13 protein-coding genes are annotated in these 17,206 nt (G+C 63.7%); 6 read left to right on the top strand and 7 right to left on the bottom strand.

All coding sequences use genetic code 11. From position 1 onward, the window contains the following. Positions 1-67 precede the first annotated feature (67 nt). Entirely contained in the window at positions 68-886 is an 819-nt protein-coding gene (gene ppsR, locus ACZ5BO_RS10905; protein WP_025128765.1) for a posphoenolpyruvate synthetase regulatory kinase/phosphorylase PpsR, read from the top strand. Positions 887-1,046: 160 nt separating this feature from the next. Here ppsR and ACZ5BO_RS10900 read toward each other — a convergent pair whose 3' ends face one another. After that, the gene (locus ACZ5BO_RS10900; RefSeq protein ID WP_025128764.1) at positions 1,047-2,471 is read right to left on the bottom strand and encodes an aminotransferase-like domain-containing protein; all 1,425 of its coding nucleotides are present in this window, start codon (positions 2,469-2,471) and stop codon (positions 1,047-1,049) included. Between the two features lie 93 nt (positions 2,472-2,564). Here ACZ5BO_RS10900 and ACZ5BO_RS10895 point away from each other — a divergent pair, with 93 nt between their 5' ends. Beyond that, positions 2,565-3,545 (top strand): DMT family transporter, encoded by a 981-nt coding sequence (locus tag ACZ5BO_RS10895; protein WP_025128763.1) that lies wholly within the window; start codon positions 2,565-2,567, stop codon positions 3,543-3,545. A 110-nt stretch (positions 3,546-3,655) separates the two neighbouring features. Here the strand turns inward: ACZ5BO_RS10895 and prpD are convergent, their stop codons facing one another. The 6 genes from prpD to ACZ5BO_RS10865 form a co-directional block, all read right to left on the bottom strand. Next, on the bottom strand, positions 3,656-5,140 hold the full coding sequence (prpD, locus tag ACZ5BO_RS10890) for a 2-methylcitrate dehydratase (RefSeq protein ID WP_025128762.1): 1,485 nt from the start codon (positions 5,138-5,140) through the stop codon (positions 3,656-3,658). 294 nt (positions 5,141-5,434) lie between these two features. Beyond that, positions 5,435-6,625, bottom strand: a complete 1,191-nt coding sequence (gene prpF / locus ACZ5BO_RS10885) for a 2-methylaconitate cis-trans isomerase PrpF (protein WP_464699662.1) — start codon at positions 6,623-6,625, stop codon at positions 5,435-5,437. A gap of 61 nt (positions 6,626-6,686) precedes the next feature. Continuing rightward, positions 6,687-9,281 carry a Fe/S-dependent 2-methylisocitrate dehydratase AcnD gene (gene acnD, locus ACZ5BO_RS10880; protein WP_464699660.1) on the bottom strand — a complete coding sequence of 865 codons (2,595 nt, stop codon included), beginning with the start codon at positions 9,279-9,281 and terminating at the stop codon, positions 6,687-6,689. Between the two features lie 201 nt (positions 9,282-9,482). Further along, on the bottom strand, positions 9,483-10,610 hold the full coding sequence (gene prpC / locus ACZ5BO_RS10875; protein WP_025128759.1) for a bifunctional 2-methylcitrate synthase/citrate synthase: 1,128 nt from the start codon (positions 10,608-10,610) through the stop codon (positions 9,483-9,485). A 69-nt stretch (positions 10,611-10,679) separates the two neighbouring features. Beyond that, complete coding sequence (prpB, locus tag ACZ5BO_RS10870; protein WP_025128758.1) at positions 10,680-11,573, bottom strand: methylisocitrate lyase; 894 nt, start codon at positions 11,571-11,573, stop codon at positions 10,680-10,682. Continuing rightward, positions 11,570-12,292 (bottom strand): GntR family transcriptional regulator, encoded by a 723-nt coding sequence (locus ACZ5BO_RS10865; RefSeq protein ID WP_025128757.1) that lies wholly within the window; start codon positions 12,290-12,292, stop codon positions 11,570-11,572. Before ACZ5BO_RS10865 ends, prpB begins: the two co-directional genes overlap by 4 nt. A gap of 270 nt (positions 12,293-12,562) precedes the next feature. Here ACZ5BO_RS10865 and rloA point away from each other — a divergent pair, with 270 nt between their 5' ends. From rloA to pabB, 4 genes are all read left to right on the top strand, one after another. Beyond that, positions 12,563-13,099 carry a retropepsin-like aspartic peptidase RloA gene (rloA, locus tag ACZ5BO_RS10860; protein WP_025128756.1) on the top strand — a complete coding sequence of 179 codons (537 nt, stop codon included), beginning with the start codon at positions 12,563-12,565 and terminating at the stop codon, positions 13,097-13,099. A gap of 5 nt (positions 13,100-13,104) precedes the next feature. Continuing rightward, on the top strand, positions 13,105-14,637 hold the full coding sequence (gene rloB, locus ACZ5BO_RS10855) for an osmotic stress tolerance membrane protein RloB (protein WP_025128755.1): 1,533 nt from the start codon (positions 13,105-13,107) through the stop codon (positions 14,635-14,637). Beyond that, positions 14,637-15,623: an alpha-L-glutamate ligase-like protein gene (locus tag ACZ5BO_RS10850; RefSeq protein ID WP_025128754.1), complete on the top strand. Its 987-nt coding sequence runs from the start codon at positions 14,637-14,639 to the stop codon at positions 15,621-15,623. Before rloB ends, ACZ5BO_RS10850 begins: the two co-directional genes overlap by 1 nt. A 157-nt stretch (positions 15,624-15,780) precedes the next feature. Then, entirely contained in the window at positions 15,781-17,124 is a 1,344-nt protein-coding gene (gene pabB / locus ACZ5BO_RS10845; RefSeq protein WP_464699656.1) for an aminodeoxychorismate synthase component I, read from the top strand. The last annotated feature ends 82 nt before the right edge of the window (positions 17,125-17,206 follow it).

Below are 17,206 nucleotides of genomic sequence, written 5' to 3'. Positions count from 1 at the left end.
ATTCCCGGCCGACAAATCGCGCCTATCATATCCAAGAATCGTCACTAGCTTAAGGCCCAAGCCGCAAATGAAACGATCTGCTTTCTTTATCTCCGACGGTACCGGCATCACAGCGGAAACCCTCGGCCAGAGCCTGTTGGCGCAGTTCGAGAACATTACCTTCAGCAAATTCACGCGGCCGTATATCGACAGCATGGAAAAAGCGCGGGCCATGGTACAACAAATCAATATAGCCGCCGAAAAAGACGGCCATCGCCCGATTATCTTCGACACCATCGTCAACCAGGACATTCGTGAGATCCTCGCGACCTCCAATGGTTTCATGATCGATATCTTCTCGACTTTCCTCGCGCCCCTGGAACAGGAGCTGAGCGAACACTCCTCGTACTCCGTCGGCAAGTCCCATTCCATTGGCCACAACTCCAACTACATGGAGCGGATCGAGGCGGTGAACTTCGCCCTGGACAATGACGACGGCGCCCGCACCCACTACTACGACAAGGCCGACCTGATCCTGGTGGGGGTCTCGCGCTGCGGCAAGACCCCGACCTGCCTGTACATGGCCATGCAGTTCGGCATCCGCGCGGCCAACTACCCGCTGACCGAAGAAGACATGGAGCGCCTGCAGTTGCCCAGCGCCCTGCGCTCCCACAAGCACAAGCTGTTCGGCCTGACCATCGACCCCGACCGCCTCACCGCGATCCGCAACGAACGCAAGCCCAACAGCCGCTATTCGAGCTATGCCCAGTGCGAATTCGAAGTGCGCGAAGTGGAAAACCTGTTCCGTCGCGAGAACATCCCCCACATCAACTCCACGCATTTCTCGGTGGAAGAGATCTCGGCGAAGATCCTTGTGGAAAAAGGCGTGGAGCGACGTTTCAAATAACCGCCACCCCTCGCCACGGCATCCTGTGGCGAGGCCGCTGGCTGGGGCGGTTGCGGTTGCGGCGGCAGCCCTTGCCAACCGGGCTTTCCAGACAGATGACAGCGTCAAGGGCCGCAGCGGCCTGCCTGCTCCGAGCGCGCCCATAGCCTCCCCGTAAAACCTACCAGCGCGGCACTCCACGCTCCTGACCCAAGGCCGCCGCCAGCGCGGCAAACCCCTCGAGCAGTCTCCGATCATCGGCCGTGGTGTTGCAGACACTGGCCCGAATGAACTGCGGTACCGCCGCCTGCCCAACGGCAAAGGCTTCGGCAGTGGCCACCAGATAGTGCTGGCGCTTCAACTGCTCCTCGATCTCCGAAGCCCGCCAAGGCTCGGGGACCTTGATCCAGAAATGTGGACTGCCCTGTGGACTGCGCCATTCCAGCGCCTCCAGCACGCCTGCGACCAGCGCCTTGCGCCGTCCGATCTCGGCGATCTGCTGCTGACGCAAGCGCTCGGCAATGCCGTTTTCGATCCACATCGCCGTCAGTTCCAGGGGCAATGGCGTGGCCATCCAGCAGGTGGCCCGCAATGCTGCGGCCAAACGCCCCACCAAAGGCGCTGGCGCATGCACGAAGCCAACCCGCAAGCCCGAGGCCACGGCCTTGCTCAGGCCGCTGATCAACAGGGTGCGTTCCGCGGCGAAATGGGCCAGAGGGGCCGGGCGCCGATCCATCAGCACGGCGTGAGTCTCATCCTCAAGGATCAACAGGTTGTGCCGACGACAGACCTCGGCGACCGCTGCCCGCCGGGCAGGCGATTGCACCGCCGTGGTGGGGTTCTGCAAAGTCGGCGTGCAGTACAGCGCCGCTACCGGATGCTGCCGACAGGCTTGATCCAGCGCTTCGGGCAGCAGCCCCTGCTCATCCATGGGCAAGCCCAGCAGCTTGATCCCGAGCATTCGCGCGGTACTGATCAGGCCCGGATACGTCAGGTGCTCAGTGGCCAGGGTGTCCCCGGCCTTGAGCAGCGCCAGCAAGGCGATATGCAACCCATGCTGGGCTCCATTGACACAGATCACCTGCCCCGGATCGGCCTCCAGCCCCTCCTGGGTCAGCCATCGGGCACCCGCGACACGGTGTCGCTCCTGTCCGGCCTCGGCGCTGTAGCCACTGATTGCCTGCAGGCCACGGGGGTCCTGCGCCAGTGCGTGCAGCGCCTGGGCGATGAAATGCACCTCCTGCCCGGGGATATGGGTGTTGCGGCTCATGTCGAACAGCGCCGGCGCCTCGTCGCCGACATTGCGAAAGCCACTGTCACGCTGACGCTGCAGACCGTCCTGGCGCACATAGGTACCGTCACCGACCCGTGCCACCACCTGCCCCAGGCGTTCCAGTTCGGCATAGGAGCGACTGATGGTGCCGATGGTCACCCCCAACTGATCCGCCAGCAGACGATGGGGTGGCAGCTTGCAACCCGCCGCAATCGTGCCTCGATCGATGGCCTGCCCCAGGGCTTCGGCCAGTCGCCGGTACTTGGCGCCAGCGCCTTGCAACAAGGCCGAGCGCAACATTGACACCATGTCAATACTTACTTTGACAGCCATCAATTCCCCCAATAGCTTGGTCAACAGGTTCAATCACTGCAAATGACTCGCCCAATATAGGGGTCAATTGCCGATCACGAAAGGAATGCCAGCGTGAGCACCCACACCGTCGCCCCCCTTGTTGCAGCGCCCCCCCGCCCCTGGCTCGCGTCCCTGGTGACCGCTGTGCTGTTCCTGATTGTCTGCGTGAGCTGGGGCACCACCTGGCTGGGCATCAAGATTGCCGTGGAAAGCGTGCCACCGCTGACGGCTGCCGGGCTGCGCTTTCTGATCGCCTTCCCGCTGTTCGCCTGCTTTGCCTGGCTGCGCCGCGAGCCCCTGATGTTTCCCAAGGGCAGCCGGGGGTTCCTGGTGTTCGTCACCCTGTGCTACTTCAGCTTGCCCTACACCCTGCTCAACTACGGCGAAGTGCACGTCTCCTCCGGGCTGACTGCGCTGCTGTTCAGCTGCATGCCGGTGTTCATCCTGATTTTTTCCGCCCTGCTGCTGCGGGAGAAGATTCACCTGACGCAAGTGCTCGGCATCGCCATCGGCTTTGCCAGCCTGTTCCAGATCATTCGCGGCCAGGGCTTGCTGAGCGACCACAACGAACTCTCCGGGGTGCTGGCGATTCTCGGCGCGGCGCTGCTGCATGCCCTGTGCTACGTGGTCACCAAGAAACACGGCAGCGCCATCAGCGTCATCACCTACAACGCCCTGCCCATCGGCATCGCCGGGTTGTTGCTGTGCTTGGCCGGGCTCGGGATTGAAAATCCGCACTTGTCCGCCATCAGTTCGCGTTCCTGGGCTGCCCTGCTGTACCTGGGGCTGGCGGCTTCGGTGGGAGGGTTCATTGTTTATTTCTTCCTGCTCAAGCGCCTGAACCCGGTGATCCTGTCCTTCGTGTTCATCATTTTCCCGGTGTTCGCGGTGATCATCGGCGCCTGGTACGAAGGCCAGAGCCTGTCCCGGGACCTGCTGCTGTATTCCTCGACCCTGCTCGGCGGCTTCGCCATCAGCAAGTTGCCCTTGGCCAAATGGCTGTCCGGAAAACACCGCCCGCAAAGCCCGAGCGGCGCCAAAGAGATTCTGTAGGAGCGAGCTTGCTCGCGATGCTTCTGAGGGCACCGGGTTCATCCAGCGAATCCGCGTCATCATTGACGTTCTTCGCGAGCAAGCTCGCTCCTACAAGGGAGGGGACAGCCTCAGATCACCAGCAGGTCGACGAACCGGTGCACCGGCGTTGCCTCAAGCCGCGCCTGATCCTTGCACAGCTGGAAAATCTGCGCCGAGCGCTGGGCGGTGAAGCGCGTGGCCAGGTTGGCCTTGAACTTGTCCTCCAGCAACGGGATGCCTTCGGCGCGCCGGCGCCGGTGGCCGATGGGGTATTCCACCGCCACCTGCGAGGTACTGGAGCCGTCCTTGAAGAACACCTGTACCGCGTTGGCAATGGAACGCTTGTCGGCCTCCAGGTATTCACGGGTGTAGCGCGGGTCCTCGACGATCTCCATCTTGCTGCGCAACTGATCGATGATCGGGTGCGCCCCATGGAAATCATCTTCGTAGTGCTCGGCCACCAGGGTGCCGAACGCCAGGGGCACGGCCGTCATGTATTGCAGGCAGTGATCGCGATCGGCGGCGTTGGCCAGTTGGCCGACCTTGGAAATGATACGGATCGCCGACTCGTGAGTGGTGATGACGATCCGCTCGATCTCATGCAGGCGGTTGCGCACCAGCGGATGCAGGGTCACCGCCGCCTCGCAGGCGGTCTGCGCATGAAACTCGGCCGGGAAGCTGATCTTGAACAGCACGTTTTCCATCACGTAGCTGGCATAGGGCTGGGACAGGCTGAACTGGCGCTGATCCTCTGGCTTGAGCGCCAGGTCCTTGTTGGTGTGGCTGAACAGTACATCGTAGAAGCCCCACTGCGGCGCACTCAGCACCCCGGGAATGCCCATCTCGCCACGCAGGGCGATGTCCGCCAGGCGCACTCCACGACTGGACGCATCCCCCGCCGCCCAGGACTTGCGCGACCCGGCATTGGGCGCGTGGCGATAAGTACGCAGTGCCTGCCCGTCGACAAAGGCCTGGGACAGTGCCGCCAGCAGTTGCTCGCGACTGGCCCCCATCAACTTGGCGCACACCGCGGTGGAGGCGACCTTCACCAGCAGCACATGATCAAGGCCGACCCGATTGAAGGAGTTTTCCAGGGCGATCACCCCCTGGATCTCATGGGCCATGATCATGGCCTTGAGCACATCACTCATGGTCAGGGGCGCCTCGCCATTGGCCACACGCTTTTGCGACAGGTGATCGGCCACGGCCAGGATGCCGCCGAGGTTGTCCGAAGGATGCCCCCACTCCGCCGCCAGCCAGGTGTCGTTGTAGTCCAGCCAACGCACGATGCAGCCGATGTCCCAGGCCGCCTTGACCGGGTCCAGGCGATAGCTGGTGCCGGGCACCCGGGCGCCGAAGGGCACCACGGTGCCTTCCACCAGGGGGCCCAGGTGCTTGGTGCATTCGGGAAAGCGCAAGGCCAGCAGGCCGCAGCCCAGGGTATCCATCAGGCAGTTGCGGGCGGTGTCGAGGGCCTCTTGGGAGTCGATGCAATAGTTCAGGACATAGTCGGCGATGTCCTGCAGGACCTGGTCGTAATCGGGACGGTTGTTCAGGTCAACGTTGGCGCTCATGAGTGATTCACTCCAGTCACAGGGTTGAAAGTGGGGTCGATTCCTCAGGTACAGGTTCAGGTCAATGACGGCATCGCAGGTCTGCGCCTGCTCAGCAACTCAATAGCAATGTCACGCATGCCGAGGGCGCCCGCTCCCGCTGGGTGGCCAAGCCGCCCCAGGGAAACTCCCGCTGCTCTTCGGCAAGAGTGCAGCAGGTTGGCGACCGCTACGCGCTGGAACGCCGGCCGGCCGAGCGGCAGCAAGCACCCTCGGCAGCGCTTGCCGTGTTGCCACGGCAAGCGCCTTTCTTCCTTAGAAACTGTCACCGGGCACTCGCACCCAGCCTTCCATCAACACTCGCGCACTGCGGCTCATGATCGCCTTGACCACCCGCCACTCGCCGTTGGCCTGGATCGCCTCGGCGCCCACGCGCAAGGTGCCCGATGGATGACCGAAGCGCACCGCGCTGCGCTCACCACCACCGGCCGCCAGGTTGACCAGGGTTCCGGGAATCGCCGCTGCGGTGCCGATGGCCACCGCTGCGGTACCCATCATCGCGTGGTGCAGCTTGCCCATGGACAGGGCGCGCACCAGCAGGTCGACATCTTCGGCCTTGACCGCCTTGCCACTGGAGGCCTGGTAATCCGCCGGGGCGGCAACGAACGCCACTTTCGGCGTGTGCTGGCGCTGGGCAGCCTGCTCCAGGTGCTCGATCAGCCCCATGCGCAGCGCGCCGTGGGCACGGATGGTCTCGAACATCGCCAGGGCCTTGGGGTCGCCATTGAGGTCGCCCTGCAGCTCGGTCCCCCGATAGCCGAGGTCCGCCGCATTGATGAAGATGGTGGGAATCCCGGCATTGATCAGGGTCGCCTTGAAGGTGCCGACGCCCGGAACTTCCAGGTCGTCCACCAGGTTGCCGGTGGGGAACATCGAACCCCCGGCCCCCTCTTCATCAGCCGCCGGATCAAGAAACTCCAGTTGCACCTCCGCCGCCGGAAAGGTCACACCGTCCAGTTCGAAGTCGCCCGTCTCCTGGACCGCACCCTCGGTGATCGGCACGTGGGCGATGATGCTCTTGCCGATATTGGCCTGCCAGATGCGCACCACGGCCACACCGTTGTGCGGAATGCGCTCGGCATCCACCAGGCCGCTGCTGATGGCGAAGGAACCCACCGCCGCCGACAGGTTGCCGCAGTTGCCGCTCCAGTCGACAAAGGCCTTGTCGATGGCGACCTGGCCAAACAGGTAGTCGACATCGTGGTCGGCCTTGATGCTCTTGGACAGGATCACCGTCTTGCTGGTGCTGGAGGTGGCGCCACCCATGCCGTCGATCTGCTTGTCGTAGGGATCGGGGCTGCCGATCACCCGCAGCAGCAAAGCGTCACGGGCCGCACCCGGCAGTTGCGCCGCCTCCGGCAGGTCCTGCAGGTTGAAGAACACACCCTTGCTGGTGCCGCCACGCATGTAGGTGGCGGGGATCTTGATTTGCGCTACAAATGCCATGGATTTCAGGTCCTGATAAAGACCGGGGGCGGCGCCTTGCGGCCCGCCCCCGGTACGTCACTTAACTGGCCACTGCCGATTCCAGGAAGTCCTGGGCGAAGCGTTGCAGCACGCCGCCCGCCTCGTAGATCGACACCTCTTCAGCGGTGTCGAGGCGGCAGGTCACCGGCACCTCGAGCCGCTCGCCGTTGCGGCGGTTGATCACCAGGGTCAACTGCGCCCGTGGCGTGCGCTTGCCGATCACGTCATAGGTCTCGGTTCCGTCGATGCCCAGGGTCTTGCGGGTGGTGCCCGCCAGGAACTCCAGGGGCAGCACGCCCATGCCCACCAGGTTGGTGCGGTGGATACGCTCGAAGCCTTCGGCAGCGATCGCCTCGACACCCGCCAGGCGCACGCCCTTGGCTGCCCAGTCCCGGGACGAGCCCTGGCCATAGTCCTGGCCCGCGATGATGATCAGTGGCTGCTTGCGCTCCATGTAGGTCTCGATGGCTTCCCACATCCGCGTAACCTGGCCTTCCGGCTCGACCCGCGCCAGGGAGCCCTGCTTGACCTTGCCGTTTTCCTCGACCATTTCGTTGAACAGCTTCGGGTTGGCGAAGGTCGCGCGCTGGGCGGTCAAATGGTCGCCACGGTGGGTGGCATAGGAGTTGAAGTCCTCCTCCGGCAGGCCCATTTTCGCCAGGTACTCGCCGGCGGCGCTGTCGAGCATGATGGCGTTGGACGGCGACAGGTGGTCAGTGGTGATGTTGTCCGGCAGCACCGCCAGCGGGCGCATGCCCGTAAGGCTGCGGGCACCGGCCAGGGCCCCTTCCCAGTACGGCGGACGGCGGATGTAGGTGCTCATCTCGCGCCAGTCGTACAGCGGCTCGACTTTCGGGCCGGTGTCTTCGTGGATGGCGAACATCGGGATATAGACCTTGCGGAACTGCTCCGGCTTCACCGAGGCCTTGACCACTGCGTCGATCTCCTCGTCGCTCGGCCAGATGTCCTTCAGGCGGATTTCCTCGCCATTGGCGCCCAGGCCCAGCACGTCTTTCTCGATGTCGAAACGGATGGTCCCGGCAATCGCATACGCCACCACCAGGGGCGGCGACGCGAGAAACGCCTGCTTGGCGTACGGGTGGATGCGCCCGTCGAAGTTGCGGTTGCCCGAGAGCACGGCGGTGGCGTACAGGTCGCGGTCGATGATCTCTTTCTGGATCACCGGGTCCAGCGCCCCGGACATGCCGTTGCAAGTGGTGCAGGCAAAGGCCACCACTCCGAACCCAAGCTGCTCCAGCTCGGAGGTCAGGCCGGCTTCGTCCAGGTACATGGCCACGGTCTTGGAGCCTGGCGCCAGGGACGATTTGACCCACGGCTTGCGGGTCAGCCCCAGCTTGTTGGCGTTGCGCGCCAGCAGCCCGGCGGCAATCACGTTGCGCGGGTTGCTGGTGTTGGTGCAGCTGGTAATGGCGGCGATGATCACCGCGCCGTCAGGCATCTGCCCCGGCACTTCGGACCATTGCCCGGCGATGCCCTTGGCCGCCAGATCGCGGGTGGCGACCCGGGCGTGAGGGTTGCTCGGGCCGGCCATGTTGCGCACCACCGAAGACAGGTCGAACTGCAGCCCGCGCTCGTATTCGGCGTGCTGCAGGCTGTCGGCCCACAGGCCGGTCTGCCTGGCATAGGTCTCGACCAGTTGCACCTGCTGGTCTTCACGACCGGTGAGTTTGAGGTAGTCGATGGTCTGCTGGTCGATGTAGAACATCGCCGCGGTGGCGCCGTATTCCGGGGCCATGTTGGAGATGGTCGCGCGGTCGCCCAGGGTCAGCGCTGCGGCACCTGCGCCGAAGAACTCCAGGTACGCCCCGACCACTTTCTGCTGGCGCAGGAACTCGGTCAGCGCCAGCACCATGTCGGTGGCAGTGATGCCTGGCTGCAGCTTGCCCGTCAGCTCGACGCCGACAATTTCCGGCAGGCGCATCCAGGAGGCACGCCCGAGCATCACGCTCTCGGCCTCCAGGCCGCCAACGCCAATGGCAATCACCCCCAGGGCATCCACGTGGGGGGTGTGGCTGTCGGTGCCGACACAGGTATCGGGGAACGCCACGCCATCGCGCGCCTGGATCACCGGGGACATCTTCTCCAGGTTGATCTGGTGCATGATGCCGTTGCCCGGCGGGATCACGTCGACGTTCTTGAACGCCTTCTTGGTCCAGTTGATGAAGTGGAAACGGTCTTCGTTGCGCCGATCCTCGATGGCCCGGTTCTTGGTGAAGGCATCCGGGTCGAAGCCGCCGCATTCCACGGCCAGGGAGTGGTCGACGATCAACTGGGTCGGCACCACCGGGTTGACCAGGGCCGGGTCGCCACCCTGGTCGGCAATCGCATCACGCAGGCCGGCCAGGTCCACCAGGGCGGTCTGGCCGAGGATGTCGTGGCACACCACTCGGGCCGGGAACCACGGGAAGTCGAGGTCGCGCTTGCGCTCGATCAACTGGCCCAGGGACGCCTTGAGCGTCGCCGGATCGCAGCGACGCACCAGGTTTTCCGCCAGCACCCGCGAGGTGTACGGCAGGCTGTCATAGGCACCGGGCTGGATCCCGTCGACGGCCGCGCGGGCGTCAAAGTAGTCCAGCTGGCTGCCGGGCAAGGGTTTGCGAAATTCAGTGTTCATGGTCTGGGGCTCGGTCACGGTAGTTTCAAAGGGAGCGCCTGGCACCGGGCTGAATGGGCATCTGTCCCTTGTAGGAGCGAGCTTGCTCGCGATGACGGAAGCAAATCCGATATCGCTGTCGGCTGATCCATCGCGATCGCGAGCAAGCTCGCTCCTACAAGGTGTGTGGTGCATCCAGCAACAGTGTCGGCGCCCTCCCGGTCAGCGACGCTCGATTGGCACGAACTTGCGCTGTTCAACGCCGACGTACTCGGCGCTTGGACGGATGATGCGGTTGTTGGCACGCTGCTCGAACACGTGGGCGGCCCAGCCGGTCAGGCGCGAGCAGACGAAGATCGGCGTGAACAGCTTGGTCGGGATGCCCATGAAGTGGTAAGCCGAAGCATGGTAGAAGTCGGCGTTGGGGAAGAGCTTCTTCTGCTCCCACATGGTCTTGTCGATGGCTTCGGAAACCGGGAACAGGACCTTGTCGCCCACTTCATCGGCGAGCTTTTTCGACCAGCCCTTGATCACCTCGTTGCGCGGGTCGCTGTCTTTGTAGATCGCGTGGCCGAAGCCCATGATCTTGTCCTTGCGCTCGAGCATGCCGAGGGTGCCCTTGATCGCCTCTTCGGCCGAGCCAAAGCGCTCGATCATCTCCATCGCCGCTTCGTTGGCGCCGCCGTGCAACGGGCCGCGCAGCGAGCCGATGGCCGCGGTGACGCAGGAGTACAGATCGGACAGGGTCGAGGCGCAGACCCGGGCAGTGAAGGTCGAGGCGTTGAATTCGTGCTCGGCATAGAGGATCAGCGACACGTTCATCACCTTGACGTGCAGTTCGCTGGGCTTCTTGCCGTGCAGCAGGTGCAGGAAGTGGCCGCCGATGGAGGCTTCGTCGCTGACGCAATTGATGCGCGCGCCTTCATGGCTGAAGCGGTACCAGTAGCACATGATCGCCGGGAACGCCGCCAGCAGGCGGTCGGTGACATCGTGCTGCTGGGAAAAATCCTTCTCCGGCTCGATATTGCCGAGGAACGAGCAACCGGTGCGCATCACGTCCATCGGGTGGGCCTGGGCCGGAATGCGCTCCAGCACTTCCTTCAATGCCTGGGGCAGGTCGCGCAGCTTGCTCAGTTTGCTGGTGTAGGCCGCCAGTTGCTCCTTGTTCGGCAGCTCGCCGTACAGCAGCAGGTAGGCGACTTCCTCGAACTGTGCATCAGCCGCCAGTTCGCGTACGTCATAGCCGCGATAGGTCAACCCGGCACCGGCCTGGCCCACGGTGGACAACGCGGTTTGCCCGGCCACCTGGCCACGCAGACCGGCTCCACTCAACACTTTTGCTTCGGCCATTGCTCTCTCCAATCTTGAATTTGTTAGGGATGTGGCAACTTCATCAACGGTCAGCTTGCGGTTCGCGAATCAGCCTTTCTTCTGCGCGAACAGGGCATCGAGCTTCTGCTCGAAGCTGTGGTAGTCGATGCGCTCATACAGTTCCATGCGGGTCTGCATGGTGTCGATCACGTTCTGCTGGGTACCGTCGCGACGGATCGCGGTGTAGACGTTTTCCGCTGCCTTGTTCATGGCACGGAACGCCGACAGCGGGTACAGCACCAGGGAAACATCCACAGATTTCAACTGTTCGGTGGTATACAGCGGGGTCGCGCCGAACTCGGTGATGTTGGCCAGGATCGGTGCCTTCACCCGGTCGGCGAAGATCTTGTACATCTCAAGCTCGGTGATGGCTTCCGGGAACACCATGTCGGCGCCGGCCTCGATGCACGCCGCGGCGCGTTCCAGGGCCGATTCCAGGCCTTCCACCGCCAGGGCGTCGGTGCGCGCCATGATCACGAAGCTGTCGTCGGTGCGGGCATCCACCGCGGCCTTGATGCGGTCGACCATTTCCTGCTGGGAAACGATTTCCTTGTTAGGGCGGTGACCGCAGCGCTTGGCGCCGACCTGGTCTTCGATGTGGATCGCCGCAGCGCCGAACTTGATCATCGACTTGACGGTGCGCGCCACGTTGAACGCCGAGGAACCGAAACCGGTGTCCACGTCCACCAGCAGCGGCAGGTCGCAGACGTCGGTGATCCGGCGCACGTCGGTGAGGACGTCGTCGAGGCCGGTGATGCCCAGGTCAGGCACGCCGAGGGAGCCGGCGGCGACCCCGCCGCCGGACAGGTAGATCGCCTTGAAACCGGCGCGCTTGGCCAGCAGGGCATGGTTGGCGTTGATCGCGCCGACCACTTGCAACGGCTGTTCGCTGGCGACCGCATCGCGGAAACGCTGGCCTGGAGTGCTGTTGTTGGAACTCATGACTCACCTCGTGGAGTGGCTGTCTGATGGGCGCTGTCCTGGTAGTGACGCGCGATGTTGCGTTTCGAGGCGCCGATATGGCGGCGCATCAACAACTCGGCCAGTTCGCCGTCGCGATCGGCAATGGCATCGAGAATCCGGTGGTGTTCGGCAAAGGCCTGGTGCGGGCGATTGGGGGTCGCGGAAAACTGGATGCGGTACATGCGCACCAGTTGATACAGCTCGCCGCAGAGCATTTGCGTAAGGGTGCGGTTGCCCGCACCCTGGATGATCCGATAGTGGAAGTCGAAATCCCCTTCCTGCTGGTAGTAGCCGACCCCGGCCTGGAACGCCGCATCGCGCTCATGGGTGTCGAGCACCCGGCGCAGCTCATCGATTTCCTCGGTGGTCATGCGCTCGGCCGCCAAGCGACAGGCCATGCCCTCCAGGGACTCGCGAATTTCGTAGAGCTCGATCAGCTCGGCGTGACTGAGGGAGACCACCCGAGCCCCGACATGGGGCACCCGCACCAGCAGCCGCTGGCCTTCCAGGCGGTGGATGGCCTCGCGCAGCGGGCCGCGACTGATGCCGTAGGTGCGGGCCAGTTCCGGCTCGGAGATCTTGCTGCCCGGAGCGATCTCGCCCTTGACGATGGCCGCCTGGATCCGCCGGAAGACGTTTTCAGACAGGGTTTCGGAATCATCCTGAGCGGTGATCGGGTGTTCGAGTTGATCCAGCATATTGTCGACACCTTTAAAATCAATGCCGCAAAAATTAGCCAATACCCCCTTAACAGTCAAAGGAAAAATAGAGATTGTCGACAATCGTCTAATAACCTCCTGCACCAAAACGAGACAAAAGGGCCGCCCCCGGCGCTGGCGCCATAAAACCAGCATGCTAGAATGCCGCCCGCATTGGCCTGCCATAGTGTTATGGCACGCATACGAGGGAGCTTGCGCAGCAATGCCGATCGCCTTGAACTGAAGAACCCATGTCATGCATCAGGATCTATGAGACTCAAGGCCCTTCCCCTACTGCTCTGCCTGCTTGCCCTGCCCGGCATCAGCGCTGCCGCCGGCAAGACCGTCTACGGCTTGAATGAATACGCCCGGCTGTCGGGCATCGACCTGGAAGTCGCCGCCAAGCTCGACACCGGTGCCAAGACCGCCTCCCTGAGTGCCCGCGACATCAAGCGCTTCAAGCGCAATGGCGAATCCTGGGTACGTTTCTACCTGGCCATAGATGCCGCTCACTCCCACCCCATCGAACGGCCCCTGGCCCGGGTCAGCAAGATCAAGCGCCGCGCCGGCGACTATGACCCCGATGAGGACAAGAACTACACCGCCCGGCCGGTGATCGCCCTGGATGTCTGCATGGGCAGCGCCTTGCGCAGCATCGAAGTGAACTTGACCGACCGCAGCGCCTTCCAATTCCCGCTCCTGATCGGCTCCGAAGCCCTGAAACGCTTCGATGCGCTGGTCGACCCCAGTCTTAAATACGCTGCTGGCAAACCTGCCTGCGCCACCGACGCTCATACCGCAGAGTAATTCCAATGCGCTCTCTTACCCTTCATCTGAAAGTCCTGATCGCCATCCTGGTGGTGCTGGGCATTTCGATCACGGCCTATCAGATCTTCGTGCTCGGCATTCCGGTGACCGAAGACGCCACCGACGATCTGTGGAACATCGATGCCAAGGTCGAGTTCGTCGCCAACGGCAAGGACCCGATCAAGATCCAGATGTTCGTGCCGCCCCTGAGCCGCGACTACGTGAGCCTCAACGAGAGCTTCATTTCCAACAACTACGGGGTGGCGGTCAACCGCGTCGACGGCAATCGCAAGGTCACCTGGTCGGCACGCCGGGCCAAGGGCAACCAGACCCTGTACTACCGCCTGGTGCTGACCAAGCGCTACAGCGCCGAGAAATCCAAGGTCAAAGGGCCGACTTTCCGCGACAGCATGGCCGTTGAAGGCCCGGAGAAGATTGCCGCCGATGCCCTGCTGGCACCGATCCGCCAGCATTCGGCCGACGTCGAGACCTTCATCAGCGAAGCCATCAAGCGGGTCAACAACGCCAACGACGACAACGCCAAGCTGCTGCTGGCCGGCGACTCGTCGAGCGCCAACAAGGCGAAGATCGTCGAGCTGCTGCTGTCCATCGCCCACGTGCCAATGGAGAAGGTCCACACCATTCGCCTGGTGGCCGACCAGCCGCAAAGCCCGGAGCTGTGGCTGCGCAGCTTCAACGGCACCGACTGGCTGTACTTCAACCCGGAAACCGGTGAGCAGGGCATGCCCAGCGACCGCCTGCTGTGGTGGACCGGCGACGACAACCTGATCACCGTCGATGGCGGCAAGAAGGCCAACGTCACCTTCAGCCTCAACAACAGCGAGATGAACGCCATCCGTCTGGCCAAGCTGACCGACGAGAACACCGACGCCAACTTCCTCGAATACTCGCTGTACGGCCTGCCACTGCAGACCCAGCAAACCTTCATGATCATGGTGATGATCCCGATCGGCGTGCTGGTGATCCTGGTGCTGCGCAACCTGATCGGCCTGCAGACCCTGGGCACCTTTACCCCGGTGCTGATCGCCCTGGCCTTTCGCGAGACCCAGCTGGGCTTCGGCATCGTGCTGTTCACGGTGATCACCGCCCTGGGCCTGTCACTGCGCTCCTACCTGGAACACCTCAAGCTGCAGATGCTGCCGAGGCTCTCGGTGGTGCTGACCTTCGTCGTGGTGCTGATCGCCGCCATCAGCCTGTTCAGCCACAAGCTGGGCCTGGAACGCGGCCTGTCGGTGGCATTGTTCCCGATGGTGATCCTGACCATGACCATCGAACGCCTGTCCATCACCTGGGAAGAACGCGGCGGCGGCCATGCGATGAAAGTCGCCATCGGCACCCTGTTCGCCGCCTCCCTGGCGCACCTGATCATGAGCGTGCCGGAGCTTACCTACTTCGTCTTCACCTTCCCGGCGATGCTGCTGATCCTGGTGGGCTTCATGCTGGCAATGGGTCGCTACCGCGGCTACCGCCTGACGGAGCTGGTGCGTTTCAAAGCCTTCGTCAAGGCCGACTCCTGATGTTCGGCCTGTGGAAGACCTGGAAAGCCCTGGAAGCGCGGGGAATCATGGGCATCAACCGGCGTAATGCCGACTACGTGCTCAAGTACAACAAGCGCAGCCTGTACCCCATCGTCGATGACAAGATCATCACCAAGGAGCGGGCGATCAAGGCCGGCATCCATGTGCCGGAACTGTACGGGGTGATCTCCACCGAGAAGGAAATCGACAAGCTCGGCGAGATCATCGACGGGCGCAACGACTTCGTGATCAAGCCGGCCCAGGGCGCCGGCGGTGACGGCATCATCGTGATTGCCGACCGCTTCGAGGGCCGCTATCGCACGGTGTCGGGCAAGATCATCAGCCACGAAGAAATCGAGCACCATATTTCCAGCATCCTCACCGGCCTGTATTCCCTGGGCGGCCACCGCGACCGGGCGCTGATCGAGTACCGGGTGACCCCGGACCAGATCTTCAAGAGCATCAGCTACGAAGGCGTGCCGGACATTCGCATCATCGTGCTCATGGGCTACCCGGTGATGGCCATGCTGCGCCTGCCGACCCGCCAGTCCGGGGGCAAGGCCAACCTGCACCAGGGCGCCATCGGCGTCGGCGTCGACCTGGCCACCGGCCTGACCCTGCGCGGCACCTGGCTGAACAACATCATCACCAAGCACCCGGACACCACCAACGCCGTGGACGGCGTGCAACTGCCCTACTGGGACGGTTTCATGAAGCTGGCGGCCGGTTGCTATGAACTCTGCGGCCTGGGCTACATCGGCGTGGACATGGTGCTGGACCAGGACAAGGGCCCGCTGATCCTTGAGCTCAATGCACGGCCCGGGTTGAACATTCAGATCGCCAACGACTGCGGCCTGACCCAACGCACCCACGCCGTCGAGGCCCACCTGGAAGAACTGAAGACCCGGGGCATCGTCGAAACCGTCGAGGAGCGGGTGCGTTTCGCCCAGGAGCTGTTCGGCCATATTCCTGCACGCGAGGGCTGAGCCCTGCCCGCCGCCTGCTGCGCCACAAGTCGCAGCAGGCGGTGGCTACAGGTCGGCAAATACGCCGCGAATGGGGCAATCGCCGACATCCCTCTAGGAGCAACTCCTGCAGAGGACTACAATCGCCAACCGCGCTCCGATGGCTGATTTGCCCCGCATGTTGACCTGCTCCGTACACCCGCTCCCCTATCGCGCCAACCCCGCCGAGTATTTCGCGGCCATCGAACACGCCCCCGGGGCCGTGCTGCTCGACAGCGGCCGGCCGAGCGCCGAGCGCGGTCGCTACGACCTGCTCAGCGCCTGGCCTGTGGCGGAACTGGCGGTGGCGGCCGACGAAAGCGGCAGCGGTTTTCTGCAACGCCTGCGGGACAATCTGGCGCAGCTGGGTCAGGCCGAACTGCCCGCGCCTTATGAACTGCCCTTCGCCGGCGGCCTGATCGGCTACCTCGGCTATGACTTCGGACGGCACCTGGAGCGCCTGCCGAGCCAGGCCCGGGACGACCTGCAACTGCCTGATGCATGCCTGGGCCTGTATGCCTGGGCCCTGATCAGCGACCATCAGGCAGGCACCAGCCAGCTGGTGTTCCACCCGAGCCTGGAGGACGGCGAGCGCCAACGCCTGATCCAGCTGTTCAGCCATCCCCTGGCAACCTCGACGCCAGCGTTCAAGCTGACCAGCGCCATGCTTCCAGACCTGGCGCCCGACGATTACCGCCAGGCGTTCCAGCGCATCCAGCACTACATCCAGGCCGGCGACTGCTACCAGGTGAACTTCGCCCAGCGTTTTCGCGGCCGGTACCAGGGCGATCCCTGGACGGCCTATTGCGCCCTGCGCGCCGCCTGCCCAACCCCGTTTTCCGGCTTCCAGCGCCTGCCGGACGGTGGCGCGGTGCTCAGCCTGTCGCCGGAGCGTTTCGTCCACCTCAGCCAGGGCCGAGTGGAAACCCGGCCGATCAAGGGCACCCGCCCCCGCGGGCAAGACGCCGCCGAAGACGCAGCCAATGCCGCCGAACTGCTGGGCAGCCCCAAGGACCGGGCGGAAAACCTGATGATCGTCGACCTGCTGCGCAACGATCTGGGGCGCACCTGCCGCATCGGTTCGGTGCGGGTGCCGGAACTGTTCAGCCTGGAGAGCTACCCCAACGTCCACCACCTGGTGAGCAGCGTCACTGGCGAGCTGGCGGACGGCAAGGACGCCCTGGACCTGATTGCCGGCAGCTTCCCCGGCGGCTCGATCACTGGCGCGCCGAAGATCCGCTCGATGCAGATCATCGACGAGCTGGAGCCCACCCGGCGGGCGCTGTACTGCGGCTCGCTGCTGTACCTGGACGTGCGCGGGGAAATGGACAGCTCGATCGCCATCCGCAGCCTGCTGGCCAAGGACGGGCAGATCAGTTGCTGGGGCGGCGGCGGGATAGTGGCGGATTCGGACTGGCAGGAGGAGTACCAGGAATCCATCACCAAGGTACGGGTGCTGCTGGAGACGCTGCAGGGGCTTTAGGGCCTCGTCGGCAAGAGCACCTCGCTCTCCTCCCGTAGGAGCTGGCTTGCCAGCGAAGGCGTCGCCAGGATTTGCGCAAAAT

The organism is Pseudomonas sp. FFPRI_1 (assembly GCF_055384485.1).
This window is presented reverse-complemented; position numbering and strand designations above follow the sequence as displayed.